A 25546-nucleotide genomic window follows, 5' to 3' on the forward strand; every position below is an offset into this window, starting at 1 on the left:
GGGCCCGGGAAGATCTTCCCGGGCCCTTCGCCGTACGTGTACGCGTGCGCCATGGGGAGTGCGGGGGGCACTGCCCGTTACAGCAGCTTCCGAGCCGCCCGTCGGAGGTCGTACTCGTGGACGATCGCCTTGGCGTGGCCATATGCGAGGTCGTGCTCTCCGCGCAGCCAGCTGACCTTCTCCTCGAAGCGGAAGAGGGAAGGGCCTTCTTCGACCGTGCGCAGCCAGTCCGCGACTTCACGGCCGGTGCAGTGGGGGATTCGGGAGAGCAGGTTCCGGTGGGTCTCGTCGGAGAAGACGTGGGACATCGGCGCCTCCGGACGCGTCGAATGATGGTCCTTCATGTCACCGTGCCCGAGTGTGCAGACGTTGGCAACACTCCCGCAACGGCGCATAGGCTCGCGCTGTGGATGATGTGACGTCTCTTCTGGCCGCCGTGGACGCTTTCGCCGACCGGCTGCGTGCTCTGCCGCAGTCCCGTCTGAGCAGGGGGGCGGCCGCGGAGGCGCTGTCCCTGGCCCGGGAACTGGCGGCGCGGGCGCAGCGGATCGAGGAACCCGGGGCCGGGGTGCCCAGGGAAATGCCCGAGGCCGGAATGTTCGCGGTCGCCGACCAAGTGGCGGTGGCCGGTCACGATTTGGCCGAAGCGCTGACCGCCTCCGGCGGGGAGGGCGCGGGGGAGGCGGTGGCGCTGGTGGAGGCGGCGGCGCGGCGGTGCGGTTTGTAGGGGCCGTACGGGCCGGGGCGGCTTCGGCACCTCCCCCAGCTACCGCTGGGGGTACCCCCAGGTCCGCCGTTGCGGCTGATCGCCGCGGCGGCGGATTCAAGGAGGCGAGCGCGCATCCTTAAGCTGCGCGGCAGGCATGGCGGTGAAGGGGGCACGCCCCTTCATTCCGCCGCCGCGGCGCGCAACCACAACCAACGCATCCGGCGGTGCCGGACCGGCGCCAGGCCGTACGCCGTCAGGCCGCGCCGCCAGGCGTCATCGCGTCACAAGGACGCGATGACCCGGTCAGCCAGCACATAGATCTTCTCCGTCCCGCAACCGAAGGTCAGCGCGTACGCGCCGGAGACCCCGGAGCCGCCCAGCAGGACCGGCTCCTCCCCGGCCCGCAGGGCGTCGGCGAGGTGTTCGGCGGTCTCGCGGTGACCGGGGGTCATGCAGACGGTGGTGCCGTCGGCGAAGACGTAGACGTCGAGCGTGCCGAGCGGGCCGGGGCGCACGTCGGTCAGCGCGACGCGGGCCTGCGCGAGCTCGGTGAGCCGCTCCACGGTGGACTCGTGGTCGCCGGTGCGGGGCGCCGCGGGCGAGAAGTCGGGGTGGGAGGGGTGGCGGCGGCGCGCGGCGGCCAGCTCGGGGGAGTCCGCGGCCTCGGCCTCGGCCGCGGCGGCCTCGGAGTACTCGGCGAACTCCGCGAGCCCGGCGAGCTCCGTCAGCTCGGTCAGTTCGGCCGTCGGCTCCAGGCCCACCAGGTCGGCCTGGCGGGGCAGGTAGAGGCCGCCGTACGGGCCCTCGGCGAGGTCGTCGAGGCCGGCCAGGCCGCCCAGCAGGGAGGGGGAGTCCCCGGCTCCGCCGAGGTCGCGGGCCTCCTGCGCGGCCCAGAACGCGCGGGCCTCGGCGAGCTCCCGCTCGCGCTCCTCGGCGAGGGCGTCGGCGACGGCCGCCCGTATTTCCGCGAGCTCCGCACCGGGGGCGGTGCGCGCGGCGGGCACGGTGGCCTGCGCGGTGCGCTCGGCGGTGGCGGCCGTGGCGGCCGCGAGCTCGGCGCTCAGGGCGGAGATCTGGCGGCGCAGGCCGCGAGTGGCGTGCAGGGCGGCGGCGCCCGCGGCCGTCGCGGTGGCCGCGGCCAGCAGCAGGGCAAGGGACATGGCGCTCACTGACGTACTCCCGGTTGCTATGGATCCCCCAGATTCCTACCTCAGCTTGACGCCCTCTTTCTGGTGACCCCAGTGCAAAACGTCATGAAGCGGGCGGGACCTACGTCCCGGACGTTGTCCCTTCAACATCTCTGACCTGCGGAAACGAATCGCCCCCGGGACGTTGGTCACATCCTGGGGGCGATTCGGTCACGGTTGCGCAAGGTGCTCGGGAAGCCGTTCGCCGGCGGCGCGGTTGCTCGACCGGCCCGGCTCAGGCGCTCGGCTCAGCTCAGCCGCTCGTGTTCGTGGTCGCGCTGAGCTTCGCCTTCGCTGCGGGCAGGTGCCGCCCTCGTGCCTCGGGCGACCCCTACCCTCCGCTGCGGCTCAGCTCAGCCGCTCGATGACCATCGCCATGCCCTGGCCGCCACCCACGCACATCGTCTCCAGGCCGAACTGCTTGTCGTGCCACTGCAGCGAGTTGATGAGCGTGCCGGTGATGCGGGCGCCGGTCATGCCGAAGGGGTGGCCGACGGCGATGGCGCCGCCGTTGACGTTCAGGCGGTCGATGCCGATGCCGAGCGCCTGGTAGGCCGGGATGACCTGGGCCGCGAACGCCTCGTTGATCTCGACCAGGTCGATGTCGCCGATGCTCATGCCGGCCCGCGCCAGCGCCTGCTTGCTCGCCTCGACCGGGCCGAAGCCCATGATCTCGGGGGAGAGGGCGGAGACGCCGGTGGAGACGATCCGGGCCAGCGGGGTCAGGCCCAGCTCGCGCGCCTTCGTGTCCGACATGATCACCAGCGCGGCGGCGCCGTCGTTGAGCGGGCAGCAGTTGCCCGGGGTGACCAGGCCGTCCGCGCGGAACGACGGCTTCAGGCCCGCCACGCCCTCCAGGGTCACGCCCGCGCGCGGGCCGTCGTCCTTGCTGACGACCGTGCCGTCCGGAGTGGTGACCGGCGTGATCTCGCGCTCCCAGAAGCCGGCCTTGATGGCCTCCTCGGCGAGGTTCTGCGAGCGGACGCCGAACTCGTCCATCTCCTCGCGCGAGATGCCCTTCAGACGGGCCAGGTTCTCGGCGGTCTGGCCCATCGCGATGTACGCGTCCGGGACCAGGCCGTCCTCGCGCGGGTCGTGCCACTCGTCGCTGCCCTGCTCGGCGCGGGCGGCGGTACGGGCCTCGGCCTCGGCGAAGAACGGGTTGTGGCTGCCTGGCATGCCGTCCGAGGAGCCGTTGACGGTGCGGGAGACCGTCTCCACTCCGGCGGAGATGAAGACGTCGCCCTCGCCGGCCTTGATGGCGTGCATCGCCATCCGGGACGTCTGCAGGGACGAGGAGCAGTAGCGGGTGATCGTGCAGCCCGGCAGGTGGTCCATGCCCATCTGCACGGCCACGATCCGGCCGAGGTTGTGGCCCTGCTCGCCACCGGGCAGGCCGCAGCCGAGCATCAGGTCGTCGATGTCGCGCGGGTCGAGCCCGGGGACCTTGTCGAGCGCGGCCTTGATGATCGTCGCGGTCAGGTCGTCGGCGCGCATCTCCTTCAGCGAGCCCTTGAAGGCGCGACCGATGGGAGAACGGGCGGTTGAGACGATCACGGCTTCGGGCATCACGGCTCCAGGGCGTGAGAAAAGCAGGACTGGGTGGAAGTTACCCGTCCGTAGGGTGTTGGGTCACCGCTTGGTCACTGTGAGAGCGCTCACGGGCGTACGGCCCCGCTCGGTCAAGGATGCGCCCGCATCCTTGAATCCGCCGCGACGGCGATCAGCCACGACGGCGGAGTTCGGCGGTGCCGGGCCGGGTCGAGCCCGTAGGGCACCGCCGGATGCCACCGCTGTGGCTAGTCGCCGTCGCGGCGGATTGAAGGGGCCCGAGCCCCTTCACACCCGTGAGCCCGCCGGGCAGGACGTCGGCGCCCGGCGCCGAAGAGGCCCCCCGCACCGCCGGTGGCCGCCGCTGCGGCTGATCGCCGTCGCGGCGGGATGAAGGGGCCGGAGCCCCTTCACGCCCGTGCGCCGACGCCTCAAGACCCCCGCGCCGCCCGTGACCACACGTGGTGCGGCGTCGGGTCCGTGTGGGCCGGGAGGCGCCGCCGCTTGCGGTGCTTGAGGAGCGCCCAGCGGCCCCGCGCCGCCGTGACCTCCGTGCCCGCCTCCGCCGCGGCCTCCGCCGCCGCCCGGGCCACCGGCAGGATGCCCTCGCGCCGGGCCGCGTCCGGCCGCTCCTCGTCCTCCGGCCAGAGGCCCAGCGCCGCGCACAGCGTCGGCAGGACGGCCATCGCGGCCGTCGCGTACCCCTCCGCGGAGGGGTGGAAGTTGTCCGGCCCGAACAGCTCCCGCGGGTTCGCCGCGAACTCCGGGCCGAGCAGGTCGCCCAGCGACACCGTGCGCCCGCCCGCCTCGATCACCGCTATCGTCTGCGCCGCGGCGAGCTGCCGGCTCAGCCGCCGGGCCACCCACCGCAGCGGCTGGTAGACGGGCTCGATCGTGCCGAGGTCGGGGCACGTGCCCACCACGACCTCGCTGCCCGCCTCCCGCAGCCGCCGCACCGCGTCCGACAGCAGCCGTACGGAGCGCGCCGCCGGCATCCCGTGGGTGACGTCGTTCGCACCGATCATGATCACGCAGACGTCGGGCACCCGGTCCGTCTCGTCGATCAGGAGCGTGACCTGCCGGTCCAGATCGTGCGAGCGCGCCCCGGACAGGGCGACGTTCCGCAGCTCCACGGGCCGCTCGGCGACCGCCGCGAGTCCGGAGGCGAGCAGCGCCCCCGGCGTCTGGCGGGGCCGGTGCACGCCCTGGCCCGCGGCCGTGGAGTCGCCGAGCAGGCCGAGCAGCAGCGGCTCGCGGCCGAGCCGGTGCACGAACGCCGAGCCGTAGCGGCCGTCCGCGTGGGGCGGGGCGCCGTTGGAGCCGCCGACCACGCGGCGGGCCAGCCGCACCTCGGTGAGCAGGACGCCCGCCGCCGTGGCCCCGATCAGGCCGATCCCGCCGCCCCCGTAGGCAGCGGCCGCGGCGATCCGCCGGGCGACCCTCGCCCTCGACGTGGTGATGGGTGACATGGGCCGGACCTCCTCCGCAGCGCCGGTCACCGGGCTTCGCAGCACGGCCTCCGGGCCGCGTACGCGGTTTTACAAACACTTCATAAAAACACCGCACCCTTGCGAGGGCACGCTATGAGCAGGTTGCCCCGAGCGCCCGCTTCTGCAACGCGCCGTTGGAGCGGCCGGATGCGTTCTAGGCTGGCCGTATGGGTACGCGAGACCGCTAGTGCCCCCGACCGCGGAGATCACCGTGCAGTATCACGATTCGATGATTGAGCTCGTTGGCAACACCCCGCTCGTCAAGCTCAACAGCGTGACCGAAGGCATCAGGGCCACCGTTCTTGCCAAGGTCGAGTACTTCAACCCGGGCGGCTCCGTGAAGGACCGGATCGCCGTGCGCATGATCGAGGCTGCGGAGAAGTCCGGCGAGCTCAAGCCGGGCGGCACCATCGTGGAGCCGACCTCCGGCAACACGGGTGTCGGCCTCGCGATCGTGGCCCAGCAGAAGGGTTACAAGTGCATCTTCGTCTGCCCGGACAAGGTCTCCACTGACAAGATCAACGTACTGCGGGCGTACGGCGCCGAGGTCGTGGTCTGCCCGACCGCGGTCGACCCGGAGCACCCGGACTCGTACTACAACGTCTCGGACCGCCTCGTGCGCGAGACGCCCAATGCCTGGAAGCCCGACCAGTACAGCAACCCCAACAACCCCCTGTCGCACTACTACTCCACCGGCCCGGAGATCTGGGAGCAGACGGAGGGGAAGATCACCCACTTCGTGGCGGGCGTCGGCACCGGCGGCACCATCAGCGGCACCGGGCGCTACCTGAAGGAGATCAGCGACGGCCGCGTCAAGGTCATCGGCTCCGACCCGGAGGGCTCGGTCTACAGCGGCGGTTCGGGCCGTCCGTACCTGATCGAGGGCGTCGGCGAGGACTTCTGGCCCAGCGCTTACGACGGCACCGTCACGGACGAGATCATCGCGGTCTCCGACAAGGACGCCTTCCAGATGACGCGCCGCCTCGCCAAGGAAGAGGGCCTGCTGGTCGGCGGCTCCTGCGGCATGGCGGTCGTCAGCGCCCTGCGCGCCGCCGAGAGCCTCGGCCCGGACGACGTCGTGGTCGTCCTGCTGCCGGACAGCGGCCGCGGCTACCTGAGCAAGATCTTCAACGACGAGTGGATGGCGGACTACGGCTTCCTGGAGGAGGCCGGCGACGCCGCCCGCGTGGGCGACGTGCTGCGCCGCAAGGACGGCGGCCTGCCCTCCCTGGTGCACATGCACCCGGAGGAGACGGTCGGCGAGGCCATCGAGGTGCTCCGCGAGTACGGCGTCTCGCAGATGCCCATCGTCAAGCCGGGCGCGGGGCACCCCGATGTGATGGCCGCCGAGGTCATCGGCTCGGTCGTGGAGCGCGAGCTGCTGGACGCCCTGTTCACCCAGCGCGCCTCCCTCTCCGACCCGCTGGAGAAGCACATGTCCGCGCCGCTGCCGCAGGTCGGCTCCGGCGAGCCCGTCGCCGACCTGATGGCCGTCCTGGGCGAGGCGGACGCGGCGATCGTGATCGTCGAGGGCAAGCCCAGCGGTGTGGTGAGCCGTCAGGACCTGCTGGCCTTCCTCGCGGAGGGCTCCGGCAAGGCCGGCAACGGCGCCAAGTAGCACCGTCCGTGCCGGGGTTTCCCGGCCGCCGCGTGAACGGGGCGCGCACGGACGGGCCGTCAAAGGTACGTATGCGTCACACGCCCGCAGTACCGGCTTAACAACGGTCCTGCATAGTGAGAGGTGCCGGCAGGGGCTCGCCCCGGGCCGGCACCGAAGCGGCGGCAGGACTTCCGGAGCGGCTCCCGGACTCCGCGGCCGCCCGGACGCGGCTCACCGGCCCTGACCCGGCCCGTGTCCTCGTGGGGGACCGCCGTCGTCCCGACCCCGGCCTCGGCCGGGGTGCGGCGGTCCCCTGCGCGTTTCACTCCCAGCCGGAGGCGCCGTCGTCCCGCTTCTGCCTGCCGCGCTGCCACGGGAACACCCCCGCCGCGTTCAGGGCGTTGACGCCCACGATCCCCGCCCAGCTCACCAGCAGCCCGGGCAGGTGCGCGTTCACCACGGCGATCGCGGACAGCGGGACGGCCAGCACCAGGGACGCCACGGCGAAGCCGAAACGCTCGCCGAAGCTCCCCGCGCCGGGACCGCCGGTGCGCGGCCGTCCCCCGCGGGCGACGGCCATCTGCGTCTCCGCCGCCTGCCGGCGCACCCGCCGGTCGATCGCGGCCTCCAGTTTCCGGTCGACCTTCTCCAGGAAGGCGTCGACCAGTTCGGCCTCGTACTCCGGGCCCAGTTCCTTCCGGGTCTCCAGGGTCGCGGCGAGATCCTTCTTCAGCTCATGGTCACGGGCCATCATGCTCAGGACGATACGGTCGGCAGGGCCCCGCGTCGCTGGGGCCAGCACCCGTATCCGCCGTAGGGGCAGCCCCGTCGCCGTGCCGGGGCGCCGCTGGAAGGAGCAGTCCGTGCCCGGACCGACCGAAGCTCTGCTCACCCACCTCGCTCCCGGAGCGGGAGAGGACCGGCCGGACGCCCTGAGCGTCGCCGGGCGGGCCTGCTCCCGCGAGCAACTGCTGGGCGCCGCCGCCGCGGTGGCGCACCGCATCGCGGGCGCCCCGGCCGTCGCCGTCCACGCCGACGCCTCCCTGGAGACCGTGGCGGCCGTCGTGGGCGGGCTGCTCGCGGGGGTGCCGGTGGTGCCGCTGCCGCCGGACGCGGGGCCCGCCGAGCGCGGCCACATCCTGCGTGACTCCGGCGCCGCCCTGGTGCTCGGCGGCGCCGACGGGCTGCCCTTGGACATCGGGGAGCGGGGCGACTGGTCCGGCGCCGAACCCGAGGCGGACAGCACCGCCCTGATCCTCTACACGTCCGGCACGACCGGTGCCCCCAAGGGCGCGCTGATTCCGCGCCGCGCGGTCGCCGCCGGCCTCGACGGGCTCGCCGAGGCGTGGCAGTGGACCGCCGAGGACACCCTCGTGCACGGCCTGCCGCTGTTCCACGTCCACGGCCTCGTCCTGGGCGTCCTGGGGGCGCTGCGCACGGGCTGCCGGCTCGTGCACACCGGGCGGCCGGCGCCGGAGGCGTACGCGGCGGCCGGCGGCAGCCTGTACTTCGGGGTGCCGACGGTCTGGTCCCGGGTGGTGCGCGAGCCGTCCGCGGCCCGGGAGCTGGCCAAGGCCCGGCTGCTGGTGTCGGGCAGCGCGGCCCTGCCCGCTCCCGTCTTCCGCGACCTGGAGGCCCTCACCGGGCAGCGCCCCGTCGAGCGCTACGGCATGACCGAGACGCTGATCACCGTCTCCGCGCGGGCCGGCGGCGAGCGCCTGCCGGGCGCCGTGGGCACCCCGCTGCCGGGCGTCCGCACGCGCCTCGCGGCGGCCGAGGGCGGCATCGGCGAGCTGGAGGTCTTTGGGCCGACGCTCTTCAGCGGCTACCTGGGCCGCCCGGAGGCCACGGAGGCCGCGCACACGGCCGACGGCTGGTTCCGCACGGGCGACATCGCCGCGATCGAGGAGGACGGCACGCACCGCATCGTGGGCCGCGCCTCCACCGACCTGATCAAGTCCGGCGGCTACCGCGTCGGGGCGGGCGAGGTGGAGAACGCCCTCCTCGACCACCCGGCCGTCCGGGAGGCCGCCGTCGTCGGCGTCCCGCACGACGACCTCGGCCAGGAGATCGTGGCCTACGTGGTGGCCGACGGAGCGACGGAGAAGCAGCTGATCGACTTCGTGGCGGGGCACCTGTCCGTGCACAAACGGCCGCGCCGGGTCCGCTTCCTCGACGCCCTGCCGCGCAACGCCATGGGCAAGCCGCAGAAGAAACTCCTGCCCCCGCTGTAACGGAGAAATGGCTTCGGGGGGCTGCGCCGCCCTGCATAATTCCATGCAGGGCGGCGCTGAGTGAATGACCACTGCCGCAGCGACCGCCGACGACCATGGAGGGCCCGATGAGCGACACCGGCGGCGAACCGGAAGCCACCGCACGGCTGCAGAAGCTCTTCGAAGGGCACCGGCTGACGCCCACCCAGCGCCGCATCGCCCACTGCATGGTGCGCCGCGCCGCCGACGCGCCCTTCCTCTCCAGCGTCGAGCTCGCCGAGCTCGCCGGCGTCAGCCAGCCCTCCGTCACCCGCTTCGCGGTCGCCCTCGGCTTCGACGGCTACCCGGCGCTCCGCCGCCACCTGCGCGACGTCGTCCCCGCGGCGGACGCCCCGGCCGAGGGCGAGAGCGCGTACAACGAGTACCAGCAGGCCGTCCAGGTCGAGATCGACAACCTCCGCCACCTCTCCTCGGTCCTCGCCGACCCCGCCCCCGTCGCCCGCGCGGGCCGGCTCCTCGCCGCGTCCCGGCCGCTGCTCGTGCTCGGCCTGCGCGCCGCCACCGCCCAGGCCGCCGGCTTCGCCTACTTCGCCCGCAAGGTCCACCCCGACGTCCGTCTCCTGGACGAGGGCGGCACGCTCCTCGCCGACCGCATAGACGCGGCCGTACGGGCCGGGACGAGCACCCTCCTGTGCTTCGCCCTGCCCCGCCACCCGCGCGAGGTCGTCGAGGCGCTGGAGTACGCGCAGGGGCAGGGCCTGACCGTCGTCACGGTCGCCGACTCCACGTTCGCCCCGGTGGCCCGCCACAGCGACCTCCTGCTCCCCGCCGCCGTCGGCACGGGCCTGGCCTTCGACACGGCCTGCGCGCCGATGCTGCTGGGGCGCATGCTGCTGGAGGCCATGTGCGACGCCCTGCCGGACGCGCAGGCGCGCCTGGAGGAGTTCGACGCGAAGGCGGCCGCGCGGGGGCTGTTCGTGGAGTGAGGCGCCGTGAAGGGGCCGTTCTGGGACGGGAACGGGGCCGTTTGTGCGGTGGGACCGGCGCGATCGGTGGGGTCGGCGCGGTCAGGAGGCGGGCTTGCCCTGGAAGGCCATCTCCGGGAAGCGCGGCGACGGGCCGTCCAGCAGCCGCCCGTCCTGCTGCTTGAGGAAGCGGTCGAAGAACGCCACCACGTACGCGTGCGTGGCCGCCACCGCCCGCTCCGGGCGGACCGTCCCGACGTCCTGACGGAGGTCCTCCTCCGACAGCGCTCCCCGGCGCGCGAACGCGGGCAGCAACGACACGGCGTCGGTGTACGTGCCGTGCTCCGCGCCCGCCATCGTCAGCTCGGCCTGCCAGCCGCGCGCGTGCTGCCGGAAGGACGCCCACGACGCCCGGTTGTCGGCCGCGCCCGGCCCGTCGGAGCCCATCAGGAGGAACGGCCGGTCCACGCCCTCGCGCGCCACGCTGCTCAGCCTGCTGCCCGTGCTGTCGGGCAGGGGGAAGTCCATCTGCCCGTCCATGTTGATTCCCGCCTTGAGGCGGCGGTCGTCGTGCAGGGCCTGCGCCGCCGTGAAGCCGCCCGCGGACTGCCCGGCCATGCCCACGCGCCGCAGGTCCACGGCGTCCCCCAGGCCGCGCGGCAGGCCCCGCCGCCACTGCGCCGAGCCGAGGGTGTCGAGGACGAACCGGGTGTCGTCCACCCGCGCCTTCATCGCCTTGCGGAGCGCGGCGTCGACCTCGGGCCCGCTCGCGCCGGCGAGCGCCGGCAGTGCCGACTCCGCCAGTTCGCCGTCGGCCAGGCGCACCTCGGAGGAGTCGTGGGTGTGGTCGACGGTGACGACGACGTAGCCGCGGGAGGCCAGCTCCTCCACCAGGCCGGTGTTCCAGGTGCGCGGGTCGCCCAGACCGGCGGAGTAGAGCACGACCGGCAGCGCGCGGCTGCCCTGCGCCACGGGGGCGGCCACGCGCGCGTGCGTACGCGTGGCCGCCCAGCCGGCGGCGTCCGGGCGCACGTGGTAGTTGAAGGTGCCCGCGCCCCGGGCGGAGCCGAAGTGGGCGGCGGAGGCGGCGTCCATGTGGGGCGCGGTGCGGGGGCCGGTCTCCCGGCCGGCGGGGCGCTCCGGCTCGTGGCCGGCCGGGTAGAAGAGGCTGATCACGACCTGCCGGTCGCCCCGCTCCGGCTTCCAGGGGTCTTTGCGGGCGTGGTCCACCAGGTGGCGGGTGACCGTTCCGACGGCGTACGGGCCGGTGGGCGCGGGCAGCGCGGGCCGGGTGTCCCCGGCGGCCGTGGCCGCGTCGGCTCCCGTGGCCGTGGCCGTGGCCGCGGGCGTAGCCGGGGCGCCCGCCGCACGGGCCTCCGGCGCCGGTACGAGCGCGCTCAGCACCCCGGTCAGGGCCAGCGCCCCCGCGGCGGCGACGGCCCGCCGCCTGAGCCTGCCGTCCCCTCGTTCCTGAACCCGCATCTCCGGCCTCCCCCGCTCGTCTCTCCCCGACGGGACGACCATAGGGACCACACAAGTGCGCACACGTCATACGGCGGAGCCAAGTCCGGGCTGATACCGGGGTATGACCCCTGTGGGGTACACCCCGCGGGATTCTCAGCTCGCACTCAGATTCGTTGGCTAGCCTGCCGCGTGAGAGTCGGGATCGAGGGGATTTCAGAGGGAAAGGCGGGATTCGACGTGGGGCGCGGTTCGTATGCGCTGGCGCGGGTGGCGGTGATCGTCAGAGCGCCGGCGGGCTGGCTGGCGTGGGCGGGGCTGCTGAGCGCGGGCACCGGCGTCCTGGTGCCGGGGCTCACCGGGCGGCGGATCGGCGTGCTCGCCGGGGCGGCGCTGTTCCTGATCGTCGCCGGTGCGGTCTTCGCGGGCCGCCGCGGGCGCTACGCGGCGCTGGCGCGCGGTGCGTCGCGGGCGGGCCGGTCGGTCTTCCTCCAGGACCGCGCCGTGACCCTGCGGAACTGGCGGCGCGCCCGCCGCTGGTGGCTGCTCCTCGCCTTCCTCGCCGCCCTGGGCTCGTCCTTCGCGGTACCGGCCGCGGCCGGCATGGCCCTCGCCGGTGCGGCCGCCGGCCTGTGGGCGAAAGCCTTGTGGCTGGGCGGTCTGGAGCGCCGCGCCGGGTCGCTGCTGTGGGTCCGTACGGAGTGGGCGCAGGCGTCCCCCGCCGCCAAGCCCGTGCGCGGCTATCTGTCCACCGGGCTCGCCGCGGGCGACGCCGCGCCGGGCGGCGGCCGGCGCCGCTCCGGCCGGGTGGCGGCCGGGACGGCGGTCAGCGAAGCGCGCTGAGGCCCGGTCAGCGCAGGGTGCTGAGCCCTGGTCAGTGAAGCGCGTGAGTCGCGGTCAGCGAAGGGCGGTGAGCTCCGCCGCGTAGGCGCCGCCGCTCTCGGCGACGAGCTCGCTGAGGCTCTGCGGGGCCCGCACGGTCGCGAACCGCACACCGTCACTCTCCCCTTCTGCGCGCGCGTACCCGTAAACCCCGGGGCGGGGCAGAGTGTTGTACGCGAAGTGGTTCGAGAAGTAGTACGCGCCGGTGTCGAGGAGCGCCACGTGGTCGCCCGCCTCCAGCAGCGGCAGGGACCTGCCCGCCGCGACGACGTCACCGGCGAAGCAGCACGGGCCCGCGATGTCCTGGTCCACCGGCGGCCCGGTCTTCGGCCGCCCCTGCGCGTCGAAGACCGCGACCCGCAGCGGCCAGGACACGGGCGCGAACACCGTGCGGGTGGCCACCTGCGCGCCCGCGTGCGTCACGGCGATCCGCCGCCCGCCCGCGGTCTTCGTGTACTCCACGCGCGCCAGCACCAGGCCGCTCTTCGCCAGCAGGGAGCGGCCGAACTCCGTCACCAGCCCGTAGCGCCCGTCGAACAGGCCGGGGGCGGCGTCCGCGAGCAGGCGGGCGTAGGCGCGGAAGGTCGGGGTCACGTCGTCCGACGCGAAGTTCACGGGCAGCCCGCCGCCGATGTCCAGCGTGGTCACCTGCCGGCGCCCCACCGTCCGGTTGATCTCCTCCGCCAGTTCGTACGCGGCCCGTACGCCCGCCGCCATCAGCTCCAGGGGGCAGCCCTGGGAGCCCACGTGGGCGTGCAGCCGGGTGAGCCACGGGCGCTCGGCGAAGGCGCGGACGAGCCAGGCGCGCGCCCCGTCGTCCCGGAGCGCCACTCCGAACTTCGACGTGTCCGTGGCGGTGCTCAGCGCGTCGATGCTGCCGCCGCCCACCTGGGGGTTGACGCGGACGCCGAGCGGGGAGCGGGGCGGCCGGACGGCGTCCCGCAGCAGCCCGTCCAGGCGGGCGAGCTCCTCGCGGCTGTCGGCGTTGACCGCGACGCCCAGGGCGAGGGCCTCACGCAGCTCCGGGACGGTCTTCACGGGGGAGTCCAGGACGATCCGCCCGGGCGCCACTCCCGCCGCCCGCGCCAGGGCGAGCTCCCCGGGGCTGGCCACCTCGGCGCCCAGCCCCTCCGCGGCGAGCAGGCGCAGCACGGGCACCAGGGACGCGGCCTTCACGGCGAACGCGTGCAGGGTCGTGCCGCGCGGCGCCCCGGCCTCCTCGAAGGCCTTCCGCAGCGCCGCCGCGGCCGTACGGATCCCCTGCACGTCGAGCAGCCCGGCCACGGGCGCCCATGCGGGCAGCAGCCCTTGCCGGACCGCGGCCCGCACCACGGTGCCGAGGGGCACGGCACTGGACGACATGGAGCTACTCCACCACACGGGACCGCGAAAATCGCATGCGCTGCGGGCGGTTTCCGCACACGATGGGCCTGAGGGGCGGGCCGGGGTGCGAACCGGACCGGCCCGGATGCGGGACGAGCCGGCGCCTTGGGTGCCGCCCGGGGCGGCCGGCGCGCCCGCGCCGCACGACGCCTTCGACCGGCTCATCGGTGCCGGTCGATGGGCGTGCGGGCTCACGCCGCAGCCGTGGACACGGCCGCGGCCCCTTCCGTCGCGGTGAGCAGGCCGGCCAGTGCCGCCCGCGTCTCCTGCAGCTCCCCGATGCGCGCGTCGAGCCCCTGCAGCTGCTCGCGCAGGTGCAGGGCGACGCATGGGTCGAACTCCGCCTCGCCCGCGCCCCGTACGCACGGCAGTACGTCCCGGATGACGCGCGTGGGCAGGCCCGCCGCCAGCAGGACGCGGATGCGGCGGACCGTCTCCGGCGCGTCCTGCCCGTAGCGCCGGTGGCCGCTGGGCAGGCGGCGGGAGTCCAGCAGGCCCTGCTCCTCGTAGTAGCGCAGCAGCCGCACGCTCACTCCGGTCTCGCGCGCCAGATCACCGATCTTCATATGAGCTGCCTCACACGGGGTTGAATCTCACACGGATGTGAGAATTTAGCGTTGCGGTCATGACGAACACCGCGGCAGCCCCCGCTTCTTCCCCCGCCTTCCCGCCCGTCCACAGCATCGGCGGCGACCTGCCCGTCACCCGCATCGGCTACGGCGCGATGCGGCTGGCCGAGACCCCCGCCGGGCTCACCGACCCGATGCAGGCGCCCATCTGGCGCGCGCCCGAGGACCGCGGCAGTGCCGTCGCCCTGCTGCGGCGCGCGGTCGAGCTCGGCGTCGGCCTCATCGACACCGCGGACGCCTACTCGCTCGGCGAGAGCGAGGAGCTCATCGCGGAGGCCCTGCACCCGTACGACGGCGTCACGGTCGCCACCAAGGCCGGCGTCGTACGGCCCAGCCCTGCCGAGTGGGTGACGCACGGTCACCCCGCCTACCTCCGCCAGCAGGCCGAACTGGCGCTGCGACGGCTGCGCGTGGAGCGCCTGGACCTCCTCCAGCTGCACCGCATTGACCCCGCCTACCCGCTCGCCGACCAGCTCGGCGCGCTCCGGCAGCTGCAGGACGAGGGCAAGGTGCGGCACATCGGCCTGTCCGAGGTGACCGTCGATGAGCTGCGGGCGGCGCAGGAGATCGCCCCCGTCGCCTCCGTGCAGAACGTGTACAACCTCTCCGAGCGCGGCCACGACGACGTCGTCGACTACGCCGCCGCGCACGACATCACCTTCTTCGCCTACTTCCCGGTCGCCGTGGGCGCGCACGCCGCCCCGGGCGGACCGGTCGCGGAAGTGGCGCGCGAGGTCGGTGCGACGCCCGCGCAGACGGCGCTCGCCTGGCTGCTGCACCGCTCGCCCACGCTCGTCCCCCTCCCCGGCACGCGGTCGCTCGCGCACCTGGAGGAGAACACCGGCGCGCTGGGTGTCCGGCTGACGGACGCCCAGTACGAGCGGCTGGACGCGATCGGCCGGCAGGCCTGAGCGCGCCGGCGGCGGCGGGAGCCCGCCTCAGGCTTCCCGCACGCCCGCGCGCCAGACCGCCGAGACCAGCGGCACGCCCGGGCGGTACGCCAGGTGGACGTGCGACGGGGCGTCGAGGAGGGCGAGGTCGGCCCGCGTGCCCGGGGCGATGCGGCCCACGTCCGTACGGCGCAGGGCCGCCGCGCCGCCCGCCGTCGCGGACCGGACGGCCTCGTCCGGCGTCATCCCCATGTCCCGCACGGCCAGGGCGATGCAGAACGGCATGGAGCTGGTGAACGACGAGCCCGGGTTGCAGTCGGTGGACAGGGCGACCGTCGCCCCCGCGTCCAGGAGGCGGCGCGCGTCCGGCCACTGGGCGCGCGTCGAGAACTCCGCGCCGGGCAGGAGCGTCGCGACGGTCGTGCCGCTCGCCAGGGCGTCCACGTCCGCGTCGGTCAGGTGGGTGCAGTGGTCGGCCGAGGCCGCGCCGAGCTCGACGGCCAGCTGGACGCCGGGCCCGTAGGACAGCTGGTTGGCGTGCACGCGCGGGGTCAGGCCCCGGGCGGCACCGGCCTTGAGGATCGTGCGGGCCTGGTCGCCGTCGAACGCGCCCTGCTCGCAGAACACGTCGACCCAGCGGGCGTGCGGCGCGCAGGCGTCGAGCATCGGCCCGGTGACCAGGTCCACGTACGCGGCCGGGTCGTCCGCGTAGTCGGGGGAGACGATGTGGGCGCCGAGGTAGGTGACCTCGTCGGTGTGGGCCGCGGCGATGCGCAGCGCGCGGGCCTCGTCCTCGACGGTGAGGCCGTAGCCGGACTTGGTCTCCAGGACCGTGGTGCCCTGGCGCAGGGCCTCGCGCACGTAGCGGCGCACGTTGGCGTCCAGCGCCTCGTCGCTCGCGGCGCGCGTGGCCGCGACGGTGGTGCGGATGCCGCCGGCGCTGTAGCTCCGGCCGGACATGCGGGCGTTGAACTCGGCGGTCCGGTCGCCCGCGAAGACCAGGTGGGAGTGGGAGTCGACGAAGCCGGGCAGGGCCGCCCGGCCCTCGGCGTCGACGCGGTTGTCAGTGGCGGGTGCTTTGCTGGACGTGCCGACCCAGACGACGCGGTCGCCGTCGATGACGACCGCCGCGTCCTGGACCGTGCCGAGGGGGCCTTCGCCGAGGGAGGGGTCGTTCGTGACGAGACTGCTGATGTTGGTGATGACCGTCGTCGCCATGGGTGTGCGGCACTCCTCTGTGGTTGCTGTGGTGTCGGGCCTCGGCCGCCGGCGCCGGGCCCTAGTCGCGCAGGGCGGCGATCGTCCGTGCCAGTTCCACCGGCACGTCGGCGACGAGCTGGTGGTTCCCGTCGCGGACGATGTGCCGGCCGCCGACGACGGTGTCCCGGACGTCCGCGTTGGTCGCCGCGAACACGGCCGTCTCGGCGCCGAGCGCGGGCGGCGGGCCCGCGGTGCGCACGGAGTCCAGGGCGACGGTCGTGAAGTCGGCGAGCGCGCCGGCGGAGATGCGGCCGGCGTCGTCCCAGCCGAGGGCGGAGTGGCCGTCGGCGCTCGCGGCGCGCAGCAGGGCGGTCGCGCTCCAGTGGCCGCGGGTGCGGCTGTGCAGCCGCTCGTTCAGCTCCATGGCCCGCGCCTCCTCGAACAGGTCGATGACGGCGTGGCTGTCGCTGCCGAGGGAGAGCGGGGAGCCCGCCTCCTGAAGGGCCGGCGCGGGGCCGGTGCCGTCGGCCAGGTCGCGCTCGGTGGTGGGGCACATGCACACGCCGGTGCCCGAGTGGCCGAGGAGACGGATGTCGCCCGGGGTGAGGTGCGTGGCGTGCACGGCGGTCGTGCGCGGACCGAGCACGCCGTGGTGGGCGAGGAGAGCGGTGGGCGTGAAGCCGTGCGCCTCCACGCAGGCGTCGTTCTCGGCGGTCTGCTCGGACAGGTGCACGTGCAGCGGCGCGTCGCGCTCCTGCGCCCACGCTGCCACCGTGCCCAGCTGCTCCGCGGGCACCGCCCGCACGGAGTGGATCGCCGCGCCGATCCGCGTGTTGCCGTCGCCCTTGAGGGCGGAGACGCGCTCGGCCCAGCGCTCGGCGGTGCCGTCGCTGAAGCGGCGCTGGTGCTTGTCGGGCTCGGCGCCGAAGCCGGAGGAGAGGTAGCAGGTGTCGAGGAGGGTGATGCGGATGCCGGCCTCGGCGGCGGCCGCGGTCAGGGCCTCGCCCATGGCGTTGGGGTTGTCGTAGCGGGCGCCGCCGGCGAGGTGGTGCACGTAGTGGAACTCACCGACGGAAGTGATGCCGGCGAGCGCCATCTCGGCGTAGGCCGCACGGGCGAGCGCGAAGTAGTTGTCGGGGGTCAGGCGGTCGGCGGTGCGGTACATGACCTGGCGCCAGGTCCAGAACGTGCCCTCGCCCGCCTGGGTGGCCCCGCGCAGGGCCCGGTGGAAGGCGTGGCTGTGGGCGTTGGCGAGGCCGGGCATGGTGAGCCCGCGCAGGGACACCGCCCCGGGCGGCGGGGCCGGGGTCCCGCCGCGGACGGCCGTGATCCGGCCGTCCCCAGCGGTCTCGATGACCACGCCCGGCTCGACGCCGGTGTCGAGAAGGGCGTGCTCCGCCCAGTAGGTCTGTGCCGTCAGCGACACGCCAGGCCCTCCAGTACGTCGGCGAGTGCGGTCACCCCGGCCAGGCAGTCGTCCTCGGAGGCCGTTTCGGCGGGTGAGTGGGAGACGCCTGTGGGGTTGCGTACGAACAGCATGGCGGTGGGGACGGCTCCGGAGAGGATTCCGGCGTCGTGTCCCGCCCCCGTACCGAGGACGGGGACGCTGCCGCCGCCCTCGCCCAGGATGCGGGCGAGCTCGTCGCGCAGGGCGTGCTCGAACTCGATGACGGGCGTGAACGACTCCCGCGTGATCCGCACGTCGATGCCGTCGCGCTCGCCGCGCTCCACGGCCGCCTTCTCGATCTCGGCGACCACGAGGTCGAGGGTCTGCTGGTCAGCGGCGCGCGAGTCCAGCCAGCCGCGCACGAGGGAGGGGATCGCGTTCACGCCGTTCGGCTCGACGCTGACCTTCCCGAAGGTGGCCAGGGCACCGGCCAGCCGTGCCTTCTTGCGGGCGGCGAGGACGGTGTTGGCGTAGGTCAGCATCGGGTCCCGGCGGTCCTCGATGCGGGTCGTGCCGGCGTGGTTGGCCTCGCCGTGGAAGTCGAACCGCCAGCGGCCGTGCGGCCAGATGGCGGAGGCGATGCCGACGGCGTGGTCCGACAGGTCCAGGGCGCGGCCCTGCTCGACGTGCAGCTCGACGAAGGCGCCGATGCGGGCGAGGCGATCGGGATCCGGGCCGATGGCCTCCGGGTCGTAGCCCGCGCGCTCCATGGCCTGCGCGAGGGAGAGCCCCTCGGCGTCCCGGAGGGCGTGAGCCGCCTCGATGGAGAGCCGGCCGGCGGTCAGGCGCGAGCCCACGCAGGCCAGGCCGAAGCGGGCCCCCTCCTCGTCGCCGAAGTTGACGATCGCGAGGGGGCGGGACGGCTGCGCGCCGCGGCCGCGGAGCTCGTCGAGGGCGGCGAACGACGAGACGACGCCGAGCGGGCCGTCGAAGGCGCCGCCGTCCGGGACGGAGTCCAGGTGCGATCCGGTGACGACGGCGTCCCCGGCGTCGGGGTCGCCGAGCCAGGCCCACTGGTTGCCGTTCCGGTCGACCTCGTAGGCGAGCCCCCTGGCTTCCGCCTGGGTGCGGAACCAGGCGCGGCAGTCGGTGTCGGCGCCGGTCCAGGCGAGGCGGCGGTAGCCGCCGGTGTCTTTGTCACGGCCGATAGGGCGCAGATCGGCCCACATCTCGTGGAAGCTCGCCCCACTGGTCGTGGGCAGTCGTTCCGCAGGGCGGAACGGGTGGGCACGACCCGTCCACCGGCCCGCACCCGACTCGGATGCCTCCGGTGGGGCGGACGCGCCGTCGCCGGCTGCGGGTGCGGTTGTGCCCACCCGTTCCGCCCCGGCGGAACGACTGCCCACAACCGGATCGGGCTCGCTCACGCCGAATCACCCTCCCGCATCGGGACGCGGACGCCCCGCTCGGACGCGACCGACTCCGCGATGTCGTACCCCGCGTCGACGTGCCGGATGACGCCCATCCCCGGGTCGTTCGTCAGGACGCGGCGGATCTTCTCGCCGGCCAGCGCCGTGCCGTCGGCCACCGTCACCTGGCCCGCGTGGATGGAGCGGCCCATGCCGACGCCGCCGCCGTGGTGGATGGAGACCCAGGACGCGCCGGAGGCCACGTTGACCATGGCGTTGAGCAGGGGCCAGTCCGCGATCGCGTCGGAGCCGTCCAGCATGGCCTCCGTCTCGCGGTACGGCGAGGCCACGGACCCGCAGTCGAGGTGGTCGCGGCCGATGACGACCGGCGCGGACAGCTCGCCGCTCGCCACCATGTCGTTGAAGCGCTCGCCCGCGCGGTCCCGCTCCCCGTAGCCGAGCCAGCAGATGCGCGCCGGGAGGCCCTGGAAGTGGACGCGCTCGCCGGCCATCTTGATCCAGCGGGCCAGGGACTCGTTCTCGGGGAAGAGGTCGAGGATCGCGCGGTCGGTGGCCGCGATGTCCTTGGGGTCGCCGGAGAGGGCCGCCCAGCGGAAGGGGCCCTTGCCCTCGCAGAAGAGGGGCCGGATGTAGGCGGGCACGAAGCCGGGGAAGTCGAAGGCGCGGGTGTAGCCCGCGAGCCGGGCCTCGCCGCGGATGGAGTTGCCGTAGTCGAAGACCTCGGCGCCGGCGTCCTGGAAGCCGACCATGGCCTCGACGTGCCGGGCCATGGACTCGCGCGCCCGGGTCGTGAAGTCCGCGGGCTTCTCGGCCGCGTACGTGGCCATCTCGTCGAAGGAGACGCCGACGGGCAGGTAGGCGAGCGGGTCGTGGGCGGAGGTCTGGTCCGTCACGATGTCGATGGGCGCGTTCATCGCGAGCAGCTGCGGGACGAGCTCGGCGGCGTTGCCGAGGACGCCGATGGACAGCGGGCGGCGGGCGTCGCGCGCCTCGACGGCGAGCTGCAGCGCGTGGTCGAGTGAGTCGGCCTTCACGTCGAGGTAGCGGTGCTCGATGCGGCGCTCGATCGCGCGCGGGTCGCAGTCGATGCAGATGGCGACGCCGTCGTTCATGGTGACGGCGAGCGGCTGGGCGCCGCCCATGCCGCCGAGGCCGGCCGTCAGGGTGATCGTCCCGGCGAGCGTGCCGCCGAACTTCTTCGCGGCGACGGCGGAGAAGGTCTCGTACGTGCCCTGCAGGATGCCCTGCGTGCCGATGTAGATCCACGAGCCGGCGGTCATCTGGCCGTACATGGTGAGGCCGAGGTGCTCCAGGCGGCGGAACTCCTCCCAGTTGGCCCAGTCGCCGACGAGGTTGGAGTTGGCGAGCAGGACGCGCGGCGCCCACTCGTGGGTCTGCATGACGCCGACCGGCCGGCCGGACTGGACGAGCATCGTCTCGTCCTGCTTGAGCGTCTGCAGCGTGCGGACCATGGCGTCGAACGAGCGCCAGTCGCGGGCGGCCTTGCCCGTGCCGCCGTAGACGACGAGCTTGTCCGGGTGCTCGGCCACCTCGGGGTCGAGGTTGTTCTGCAGCATGCGCAGGGCGGCTTCCTGCTGCCACCCCGGCGTGCTCAGCTGATTGCCTCGCGGCGCTCGTACGGGTCGCGGTCCGGACATGGGGCCCTGCCTCCCTGGCGGCTGCTCTCGCTGCTCTGCCCTGCTCTGAATAGAACACTGCACATCTTGGGTGGCTGAATAGCTCTAGTCAACGGGTGTCGGGCGAAACCGGTGGATCGGACGTCACATCCCCGGCCCCGTCCGGCGGCCCCGCGAGGTCCCCGAGCCGCACCGGATGGGCCAGCGGCCTCCGGTCCATCGCATGCGGATCGGCGACGGGGGCGCCCAGGAACGCCGCGGCGAGCTCGGCCGTGTTCCGCCCGCACACCCGCCCCTGGCAGGCGCCCAGCCCGGCGCGGCACGCCAGCTTCAGCGCCCGCATCCCGTCCGCGCCGCGCGCTACGACAGCGTCCCGCAGCTCCCCGTACGACACCTCCTCGCACCGGCACACCAGCGTGTCCTCGCGCAGCCAGCCGCGCCAGCCGCCCGGCACGGGGTGCGCCCGCGCGAGCGCCTGCCCGAACCGCTGCCCGGAGCGGACCCGCGCGGCGACGGCCGCGAGGCGGGCCGGAGGCGGGGGCGTGAGGCCCGCGCCGGGGGCCGTTCCTCCGGCTGCGGCCACCCATTGGCGCTCGGCCAGGTCCGCCACCGCCGACAGACCCGCCAGCTCGCCCTCCGCCGCGGCGGCCGGCGCGCCCGCGATCCCGGTGAGCTCACCGGCCGCGTACACGCCCGGTACGGTCGTCGCCTGCCGCCCGTCGATGACCACGTGCCCGTCGCGCACGGCGCACCCCGCCGCCAGCGGCAGCTCCAGCTGCGGCGTGAACCCGTAGCCGACGCACACCGCGTCCACCGGCGCCAGGCGCTGCTCGCTGCCCGGGACCGGATGCCAGCCGGCGTCCAGGCGGGCGACGGTGACGGCCTCGACGCGGTCCCGGCCGTGCGCGGCGACGACCGCGTGCCGCGTCCGGTACGGGACGCGCCCGCGGGCCAGCCCGGCGGCGTACGAACCGAGCTCCGCGAGCCTGCCGGGGCCGCCGTCGCGCAGGGCGGCGGCGGGGCTGCGCAGCCAGCGCGCCGGGTTCCCCGCCTCGTACACGCCCAGGACGTGCGCCCCGACGTCCAGCAGGGACAGCGCCACCGGCAGCAGGAACGGGCCGGTCCCCGACACCACCGCCCGGGCGCCGACGGCCGTCCGCTGCCCCTCGGCGAGCGCCTGCGCCGCGCCCGCTGTGACCACGCCCGGCAGCTCCCAGCCGGGGAACGGCAGCGTGCGGTCGAAGGCGCCGGTGCACAGGACGAGCGCGTCGGCCGTGAGCGTGCGCACGGGGCGGCCGCGGTCGTCCGCGGGGCCCTGCTGCAGGTGGACGAGGTGCCGGCCGGGCGCCGGGCCGGGCTCCAGCGCCCAGACGGTGGCGCCGGCCAGGTGCTCGATACGGTGCTGGACGGCGACGGCCACCTCCAGCGGGTGGGTGACGGAGGTGACCTCTCCGTCGGTGACGGCGGCGGGCCGCCGCCCGTACCGGCCGCCGACGCGCTCCGAGCTGTCGACGAGCACGACGCGCGCCCCGCACCGGGCGGCGCTCAGTGCGGCCCGCGAGCCGGCGGGGCCGGCGCCGACCACGACCACGAGGGGAGAAGGTATGAGGGAGGGGCCGCTCATGCGACCTCGTCCGCCTCGTCCGCCTCATCCACTCCGTCCTTCTCACCCGTGTCGCGCACGGGCCGTACGGTCTCCGTGCCCGCGGGCAGGCGGGCACCGCGCAGGGTCTCCACCCGGTCGCCGTCGCGCAGTTCACGCAGGCAGGCCCGGACGTCCGGGAGGCCGTTGACGACGAGCAAGCAGTCGTAGCAGACGCCGACGCCGCAGAAGACGCCGCGCGGGCGGCCGCCGAGGCGGGTGGTGCGCCAGGACCGGCGGCCCGTCGCCAGCAGCAGGGCCGCCACGGTCTGGCCGGGCAGGGCGCGGTGCCGCTCGCCGTCGACGTACACCGTCATCAGTGCCATCCGTTCTCCTTCCGGATGCCGGGGGATGTGCAGGGGAGTGTCAGAAGGCCGCGGATGCGAAGCGGCCGGCCCGGAACGGCTCCGGGTCCACATGCGGCGGCTCACCCGCCCACAGCTCGGCGAGCAGCTCCCCGGTGGCGGCGGCCAGGCCGATGCCGGCGCCCTCGTGACCGGTCGCGTGCCACAGGCCGGGGCGGCGCGGGTCCTCGCCGACGACCGGCAGGTGATCGGGGGTGTACGGGCGGAAGCCGCCGTACGCCCGCATGACGGGCACGCCGCCGAGCACGGGGAAGAGGCGCGCCGCCCCGCGGGCCAGCGCGCGCAGCACGTCGGCGCGCAGCGTCGCGTCGAAGCCGGCGCGGCGGCTGGAGCCGATCAGGACCGTCCCGGCCTGCGTCGCCTCGACGACGGCCGCCACCTGCAGCGCCGCGTCCGCGTTGCCGACGGCGCGCACGTAGCCGGCGTCGTACACCTTGTGCCGCACCGTGCCGTGCGGGAGCGGCGCCGTGACAAGAACGGTGCCCTGACGGGGCAGGACGGGCAGGGGCGCGCCGGCGGCCGCGGCGAACTGCCCGGCCCACGGGCCGCAGGCGTTGACGACCGCGCCGCACGGAACGCGGCCCTCCGACGTCCGTACGCCCACGATCCGCTGCCCGTCCCGGCCGGTCTCCACACCGGTCACCTCCACGTCGGTACGGATCCGGCCGCCCCGCGCCCGCACGGCGGCCAGCAGCGACGTGGCCGCCAGGACCGGCTGCAGCTGCGCGTCCTCCGGATAGTGCACGGCGGCGCGCACGCCGGGCGTCAGATGCGGCTCGTACGCGGCCGCCTCGCCCTGCGCGAGCTCCCGCGCGTCCACGCCCGCGGCGCGCTGGGCCGCGGCGAACGCGCGCAGCGCGATGCCGGACGGGTCGTCGGTGGCGACCACGAGGCCGCCCTTCGCCTCGTACTCGCACTCCGCCCGCCCCGGACCGAGCTCCTCGCGGAGCGCGGCGAGGAGCCGGGGCCAGCGGCGCAGGGAGGCCTGGGCGAGGGCCAGTCCGGGGCCCGGGGCCCGGCCGGAGACGAGGAGGTTGCCCTCGCCGCACGCGGTCGTCCCGGCGGCCAGCGGGCCCCGGTCGAGCACAAGTACTTGTGCCCCGCGCCGCGTCAGCGACTCGGCGCACGCCGCGCCGACGATGCCGCTGCCGACCACGACGACGTCGGCGTCGGCCGCGCCGTTTATGTATTCCCGCTCTTTCCGCAGAACGCGCACGCCAGTCGCACCGCCGTTCCCCCAGAGGCCGCCGCGACGCTATTCGCCCCGCGGCGGGCGGGTCAACACCCCTGGCGCGGTAAGGCCGCCCCATGTTCGTGCAGTGCCCCTCTTGTTTCGAGGGCTCTCGTCAGGGCTGCCGCCGCCGCTCGGCATTCACCTCGGCCACGCGGGCCCGCAGCCGCTCCGCGACGCCGACGGGCTCCACGTCCTCAAGGGCCGTGACCCACTCCCGCCCTCCGCCGAACGCACGCAGGTACACCCACGACGGCGTCGCGTCCATCACCTCCCCGACACGGTCACGTCGCCTGTCCAGCACCATCGAGCCCACTGCGGGCACCGCTGCTTCTTCGTTCGTCTGCATGGCACATGACGTTAAGGACCAGGCGTTTTGCCCGGCAATGGCACTCTGCGGCGACGGCCGGGAGAAGTGCCACTGTGCGTCACATGGGGACGCCGATCGCGTCGGCCAGGGACCGCATGCCGGGCGTGAGGGTCCGCCTCCGGCTGATCACACGGCCGAGGATGTCGTGTGCGTAGCGCTGGTTGGGCAGCCACTGGGGTGCCGCCGTCCGGATGCCCTGGAGGACATCGACCGCCTCCGCGTACTGACGTGAGCGCACATGGGCTTCGGCCACATCCAAGAGGTGGCGGTTGCGGTTGTTGGACGTGGGACGCATGCCGTGTACGGGCACGCGTTCGGCGAGCTGCAGGACAACGTCCGGCCGGTCGGCGATCATTGCGTTCTCGGCGCGCTTGAGGGCGACGGTCACGGGCCCGAAAGCGCGCAGGAAGTCCTTGTCAGGGGCGAACTCCCGGCCCATGGCCACGGCTGCGGCGTGCGCCAGCCTCAGGGAGTCCTCGGCCTCGCCGGGCCGGTTGTCCCTGATGGACGCGGCGGAGAGGCGCAGGAGCAGCCACCCCCATGCACTCAGCTCCGCGGCGGTGGCACGGGACATCCGCGGCTCCACCTCGTCGGCCCACTTGCTCGCGAGCTCGCGCGCGGCGGCCAGCCGGCCCTGCCGGAGGAGCAGCCAGCACTGGGTGCTCACAGTGGCCGCCCCGTGGAGCCCGTCCGGCGAGCCGGCCAGGGACCGGTCGAGAGCGGAGTGCGCTGCGGCGAACTGCCGCGTCTGGGTCAGCAGCCACCCGGTGAGCTGCAGGACGCGGGCGTGCACCGCCCTCCCCTCGGGGCCCGCCGCGGCCAGCGCCTCGGCGTCGCGGATCAGTGGCGGCAGCAGCGTGCTCAGTTCGGCGTACCGGTCACCGGAGAAGAGGGGAACGGCTGCGTCGAGGGTGCTGAGGACTCCGGCGGCCGTGGGCGGCTCTTCGGGCCCGCCCGGCGGCCCGTCGGAGTCGAGGGCCAGCCGCACGGCCTCCCACTGGTCCACGGCCGGGAGCTCGTCCCTTCCCTCTGGTTCCGCGAGGAGGGAGCTGGTCGGCACGCCCAGCGCGACGGCGAGCTGCCGGGCCGTCTCCAAGCGGGTGTCGTTCCGCTCGCCTTGTTCGAGTTTGCGGATCAGCGAGAGCGATACACCGGACTCAGCAGCGAGTTCCCGCTGGCTCAGACCCCGCCGCTTGCGTACGTCCTGGAGCCGTTGGCCGATCGTGGCACCCATGGGCATGGACCGAGCGTACGCCCTCCGCCCGTGGCGGATCCGGGCAACGAAACGCCGCGTGCCGCACGGCAGTTCCCGTGCGGCACGCGG

22 protein-coding genes and 1 pseudogene are annotated in these 25546 nt (G+C 74.6%); 6 read left to right on the forward strand and 17 right to left on the reverse strand.

Annotated elements, in window-relative coordinates; translation table 11 throughout:
• Window positions 1-77: 77 nt before the first annotated feature.
• Window positions 78-308 carry a DUF4287 domain-containing protein gene (locus IF61_RS0105965; protein WP_030365184.1) on the reverse strand — a complete coding sequence of 77 codons (231 nt, stop codon included), beginning with the start codon at window positions 306-308 and terminating at the stop codon, window positions 78-80.
• A 98-nt stretch (window positions 309-406) separates the two neighbouring features.
• Here IF61_RS0105965 and IF61_RS0105970 point away from each other — a divergent pair, with 98 nt between their 5' ends.
• Window positions 407-727, forward strand: coding sequence for a hypothetical protein (locus IF61_RS0105970; protein ID WP_030365185.1), 321 nt, complete (start codon window positions 407-409; stop codon window positions 725-727).
• Between the two features lie 263 nt (window positions 728-990).
• Here IF61_RS0105970 and IF61_RS0105975 read toward each other — a convergent pair whose 3' ends face one another.
• The 3 genes from IF61_RS0105975 to IF61_RS0105985 form a co-directional block, all read right to left on the reverse strand.
• A complete protein-coding gene (locus IF61_RS0105975) occupies window positions 991-1869 on the reverse strand; it encodes a hypothetical protein (RefSeq protein WP_078659999.1) in 879 nt (292 codons plus the stop codon).
• Window positions 1870-2244: 375 nt separating this feature from the next.
• The gene (locus tag IF61_RS0105980; RefSeq protein WP_030365187.1) at window positions 2245-3465 is read right to left on the reverse strand and encodes an acetyl-CoA C-acetyltransferase; all 1221 of its coding nucleotides are present in this window, start codon (window positions 3463-3465) and stop codon (window positions 2245-2247) included.
• 413 nt (window positions 3466-3878) lie between these two features.
• Window positions 3879-4916: an SGNH/GDSL hydrolase family protein gene (locus IF61_RS0105985; protein WP_030365188.1), complete on the reverse strand. Its 1038-nt coding sequence runs from the start codon at window positions 4914-4916 to the stop codon at window positions 3879-3881.
• A gap of 232 nt (window positions 4917-5148) precedes the next feature.
• On the opposite strand from IF61_RS0105985, the gene IF61_RS0105990 reads away from it, so the two are divergent.
• Window positions 5149-6555, forward strand: a complete 1407-nt coding sequence (locus IF61_RS0105990) for a cystathionine beta-synthase (RefSeq protein WP_030365189.1) — start codon at window positions 5149-5151, stop codon at window positions 6553-6555.
• A gap of 304 nt (window positions 6556-6859) precedes the next feature.
• Here IF61_RS0105990 and IF61_RS0105995 read toward each other — a convergent pair whose 3' ends face one another.
• Window positions 6860-7291, reverse strand: a complete 432-nt coding sequence (locus IF61_RS0105995) for a hypothetical protein (protein ID WP_030365190.1) — start codon at window positions 7289-7291, stop codon at window positions 6860-6862.
• A 109-nt stretch (window positions 7292-7400) separates the two neighbouring features.
• Here IF61_RS0105995 and IF61_RS0106000 point away from each other — a divergent pair, with 109 nt between their 5' ends.
• Both IF61_RS0106000 and IF61_RS0106005 read left to right on the forward strand, forming a co-directional pair.
• A complete protein-coding gene (locus IF61_RS0106000) occupies window positions 7401-8771 on the forward strand; it encodes an acyl-CoA synthetase (protein ID WP_245684420.1) in 1371 nt (456 codons plus the stop codon).
• 107 nt (window positions 8772-8878) lie between these two features.
• The gene (locus IF61_RS0106005) at window positions 8879-9736 is read left to right on the forward strand and encodes a MurR/RpiR family transcriptional regulator (protein WP_030365192.1); all 858 of its coding nucleotides are present in this window, start codon (window positions 8879-8881) and stop codon (window positions 9734-9736) included.
• An 81-nt stretch (window positions 9737-9817) separates the two neighbouring features.
• On the opposite strand, the gene IF61_RS0106010 is transcribed toward IF61_RS0106005, so the two are convergent.
• On the reverse strand, window positions 9818-11197 hold the full coding sequence (locus IF61_RS0106010) for an alpha/beta hydrolase family protein (RefSeq protein WP_052392438.1): 1380 nt from the start codon (window positions 11195-11197) through the stop codon (window positions 9818-9820).
• A gap of 219 nt (window positions 11198-11416) precedes the next feature.
• On the opposite strand from IF61_RS0106010, the gene IF61_RS0106015 reads away from it, so the two are divergent.
• Window positions 11417-12019 carry a hypothetical protein gene (locus IF61_RS0106015; protein ID WP_043187958.1) on the forward strand — a complete coding sequence of 201 codons (603 nt, stop codon included), beginning with the start codon at window positions 11417-11419 and terminating at the stop codon, window positions 12017-12019.
• Between the two features lie 54 nt (window positions 12020-12073).
• Here the strand turns inward: IF61_RS0106015 and IF61_RS0106020 are convergent, their stop codons facing one another.
• Together IF61_RS0106020 and IF61_RS0106025 are read right to left on the reverse strand one after the other, a co-directional pair.
• Complete coding sequence (locus tag IF61_RS0106020) at window positions 12074-13420, reverse strand: type III PLP-dependent enzyme domain-containing protein (protein ID WP_030365195.1); 1347 nt, start codon at window positions 13418-13420, stop codon at window positions 12074-12076.
• A 212-nt stretch (window positions 13421-13632) separates the two neighbouring features.
• Window positions 13633-14007 (reverse strand): MerR family transcriptional regulator, encoded by a 375-nt coding sequence (locus tag IF61_RS0106025; protein WP_030365196.1) that lies wholly within the window; start codon window positions 14005-14007, stop codon window positions 13633-13635.
• Window positions 14008-14066: 59 nt separating this feature from the next.
• Here IF61_RS0106025 and IF61_RS0106030 point away from each other — a divergent pair, with 59 nt between their 5' ends.
• Window positions 14067-14981, forward strand: coding sequence for an aldo/keto reductase (locus IF61_RS0106030; protein WP_030365197.1), 915 nt, complete (start codon window positions 14067-14069; stop codon window positions 14979-14981).
• A gap of 27 nt (window positions 14982-15008) precedes the next feature.
• Here the strand turns inward: IF61_RS0106030 and hutI are convergent, their stop codons facing one another.
• The 9 genes and pseudogenes from hutI to IF61_RS0106075 all read right to left on the reverse strand — a co-directional run bounded on the left by hutI (window position 15009) and on the right by IF61_RS0106075 (window position 25456).
• The gene (hutI, locus tag IF61_RS0106035) at window positions 15009-16178 is read right to left on the reverse strand and encodes an imidazolonepropionase (protein ID WP_030365198.1); all 1170 of its coding nucleotides are present in this window, start codon (window positions 16176-16178) and stop codon (window positions 15009-15011) included.
• 61 nt (window positions 16179-16239) lie between these two features.
• Window positions 16240-17580, reverse strand: a complete 1341-nt coding sequence (locus IF61_RS0106040) for a formimidoylglutamate deiminase (RefSeq protein WP_107042988.1) — start codon at window positions 17578-17580, stop codon at window positions 16240-16242.
• Window positions 17577-18776 (reverse strand): allantoate amidohydrolase, encoded by a 1200-nt coding sequence (locus IF61_RS0106045; protein ID WP_030365200.1) that lies wholly within the window; start codon window positions 18774-18776, stop codon window positions 17577-17579. The genes IF61_RS0106040 and IF61_RS0106045 overlap by 4 nt, the downstream gene beginning before the upstream one ends.
• 194 nt (window positions 18777-18970) lie before the next feature.
• On the reverse strand, window positions 18971-20635 hold the full coding sequence (gene hutU, locus IF61_RS0106050; protein ID WP_030365201.1) for a urocanate hydratase: 1665 nt from the start codon (window positions 20633-20635) through the stop codon (window positions 18971-18973).
• 88 nt (window positions 20636-20723) lie between these two features.
• Window positions 20724-22238, reverse strand: coding sequence for an FAD-dependent oxidoreductase (locus IF61_RS0106055; protein ID WP_052392439.1), 1515 nt, complete (start codon window positions 22236-22238; stop codon window positions 20724-20726).
• Window positions 22239-22333: 95 nt separating this feature from the next.
• Window positions 22334-22582: pseudogene (locus IF61_RS0106060) on the reverse strand ((2Fe-2S)-binding protein); the annotation flags it as partial.
• 40 nt (window positions 22583-22622) lie between these two features.
• Window positions 22623-23837 carry an NAD(P)/FAD-dependent oxidoreductase gene (locus IF61_RS0106065; RefSeq protein ID WP_245684421.1) on the reverse strand — a complete coding sequence of 405 codons (1215 nt, stop codon included), beginning with the start codon at window positions 23835-23837 and terminating at the stop codon, window positions 22623-22625.
• Between the two features lie 130 nt (window positions 23838-23967).
• A complete protein-coding gene (locus IF61_RS0106070; protein ID WP_030365205.1) occupies window positions 23968-24201 on the reverse strand; it encodes an H/ACA ribonucleoprotein complex subunit GAR1/NAF1 in 234 nt (77 codons plus the stop codon).
• A gap of 79 nt (window positions 24202-24280) precedes the next feature.
• A complete protein-coding gene (locus IF61_RS0106075; RefSeq protein ID WP_107042982.1) occupies window positions 24281-25456 on the reverse strand; it encodes a helix-turn-helix domain-containing protein in 1176 nt (391 codons plus the stop codon).
• Window positions 25457-25546 lie beyond the last annotated feature (90 nt).

Source organism: Streptomyces roseoverticillatus, assembly GCF_000719265.1.
In the GTDB taxonomy this organism is placed as follows: domain Bacteria; phylum Actinomycetota; class Actinomycetes; order Streptomycetales; family Streptomycetaceae; genus Streptomyces; species Streptomyces roseoverticillatus.

Coding starts and splice junctions, on each gene's coding strand:
- IF61_RS0106030 (WP_030365197.1), top strand. CDS start 14,067: ATGACGAACACCGCGGCAGCCCCCGCTTCTTCCCCCGCCTTCCCGCCC.
- IF61_RS0105995 (WP_030365190.1), bottom strand. CDS start 7,291: ATGATGGCCCGTGACCATGAGCTGAAGAAGGATCTCGCCGCGACCCTG.
- IF61_RS0105975 (WP_078659999.1), bottom strand. CDS start 1,869: ATGTCCCTTGCCCTGCTGCTGGCCGCGGCCACCGCGACGGCCGCGGGC.
- IF61_RS0106055 (WP_052392439.1), bottom strand. CDS start 22,238: ATGAGCGGCCCCTCCCTCATACCTTCTCCCCTCGTGGTCGTGGTCGGC.
- IF61_RS0106005 (WP_030365192.1), top strand. CDS start 8,879: ATGAGCGACACCGGCGGCGAACCGGAAGCCACCGCACGGCTGCAGAAG.
- IF61_RS0106045 (WP_030365200.1), bottom strand. CDS start 18,776: ATGTGGGCCGATCTGCGCCCTATCGGCCGTGACAAAGACACCGGCGGC.
- IF61_RS0105985 (WP_030365188.1), bottom strand. CDS start 4,916: ATGTCACCCATCACCACGTCGAGGGCGAGGGTCGCCCGGCGGATCGCC.
- IF61_RS0106025 (WP_030365196.1), bottom strand. CDS start 14,007: ATGAAGATCGGTGATCTGGCGCGCGAGACCGGAGTGAGCGTGCGGCTG.
- IF61_RS0106010 (WP_052392438.1), bottom strand. CDS start 11,197: ATGCGGGTTCAGGAACGAGGGGACGGCAGGCTCAGGCGGCGGGCCGTC.
- IF61_RS0105980 (WP_030365187.1), bottom strand. CDS start 3,465: ATGCCCGAAGCCGTGATCGTCTCAACCGCCCGTTCTCCCATCGGTCGC.
- IF61_RS0105965 (WP_030365184.1), bottom strand. CDS start 308: ATGTCCCACGTCTTCTCCGACGAGACCCACCGGAACCTGCTCTCCCGA.
- IF61_RS0106020 (WP_030365195.1), bottom strand. CDS start 13,420: ATGTCGTCCAGTGCCGTGCCCCTCGGCACCGTGGTGCGGGCCGCGGTC.
- hutI (WP_030365198.1), bottom strand. CDS start 16,178: ATGGCGACGACGGTCATCACCAACATCAGCAGTCTCGTCACGAACGAC.
- IF61_RS0106070 (WP_030365205.1), bottom strand. CDS start 24,201: ATGCAGACGAACGAAGAAGCAGCGGTGCCCGCAGTGGGCTCGATGGTG.
- IF61_RS0106075 (WP_107042982.1), bottom strand. CDS start 25,456: ATGGGTGCCACGATCGGCCAACGGCTCCAGGACGTACGCAAGCGGCGG.
- hutU (WP_030365201.1), bottom strand. CDS start 20,635: ATGTCCGGACCGCGACCCGTACGAGCGCCGCGAGGCAATCAGCTGAGC.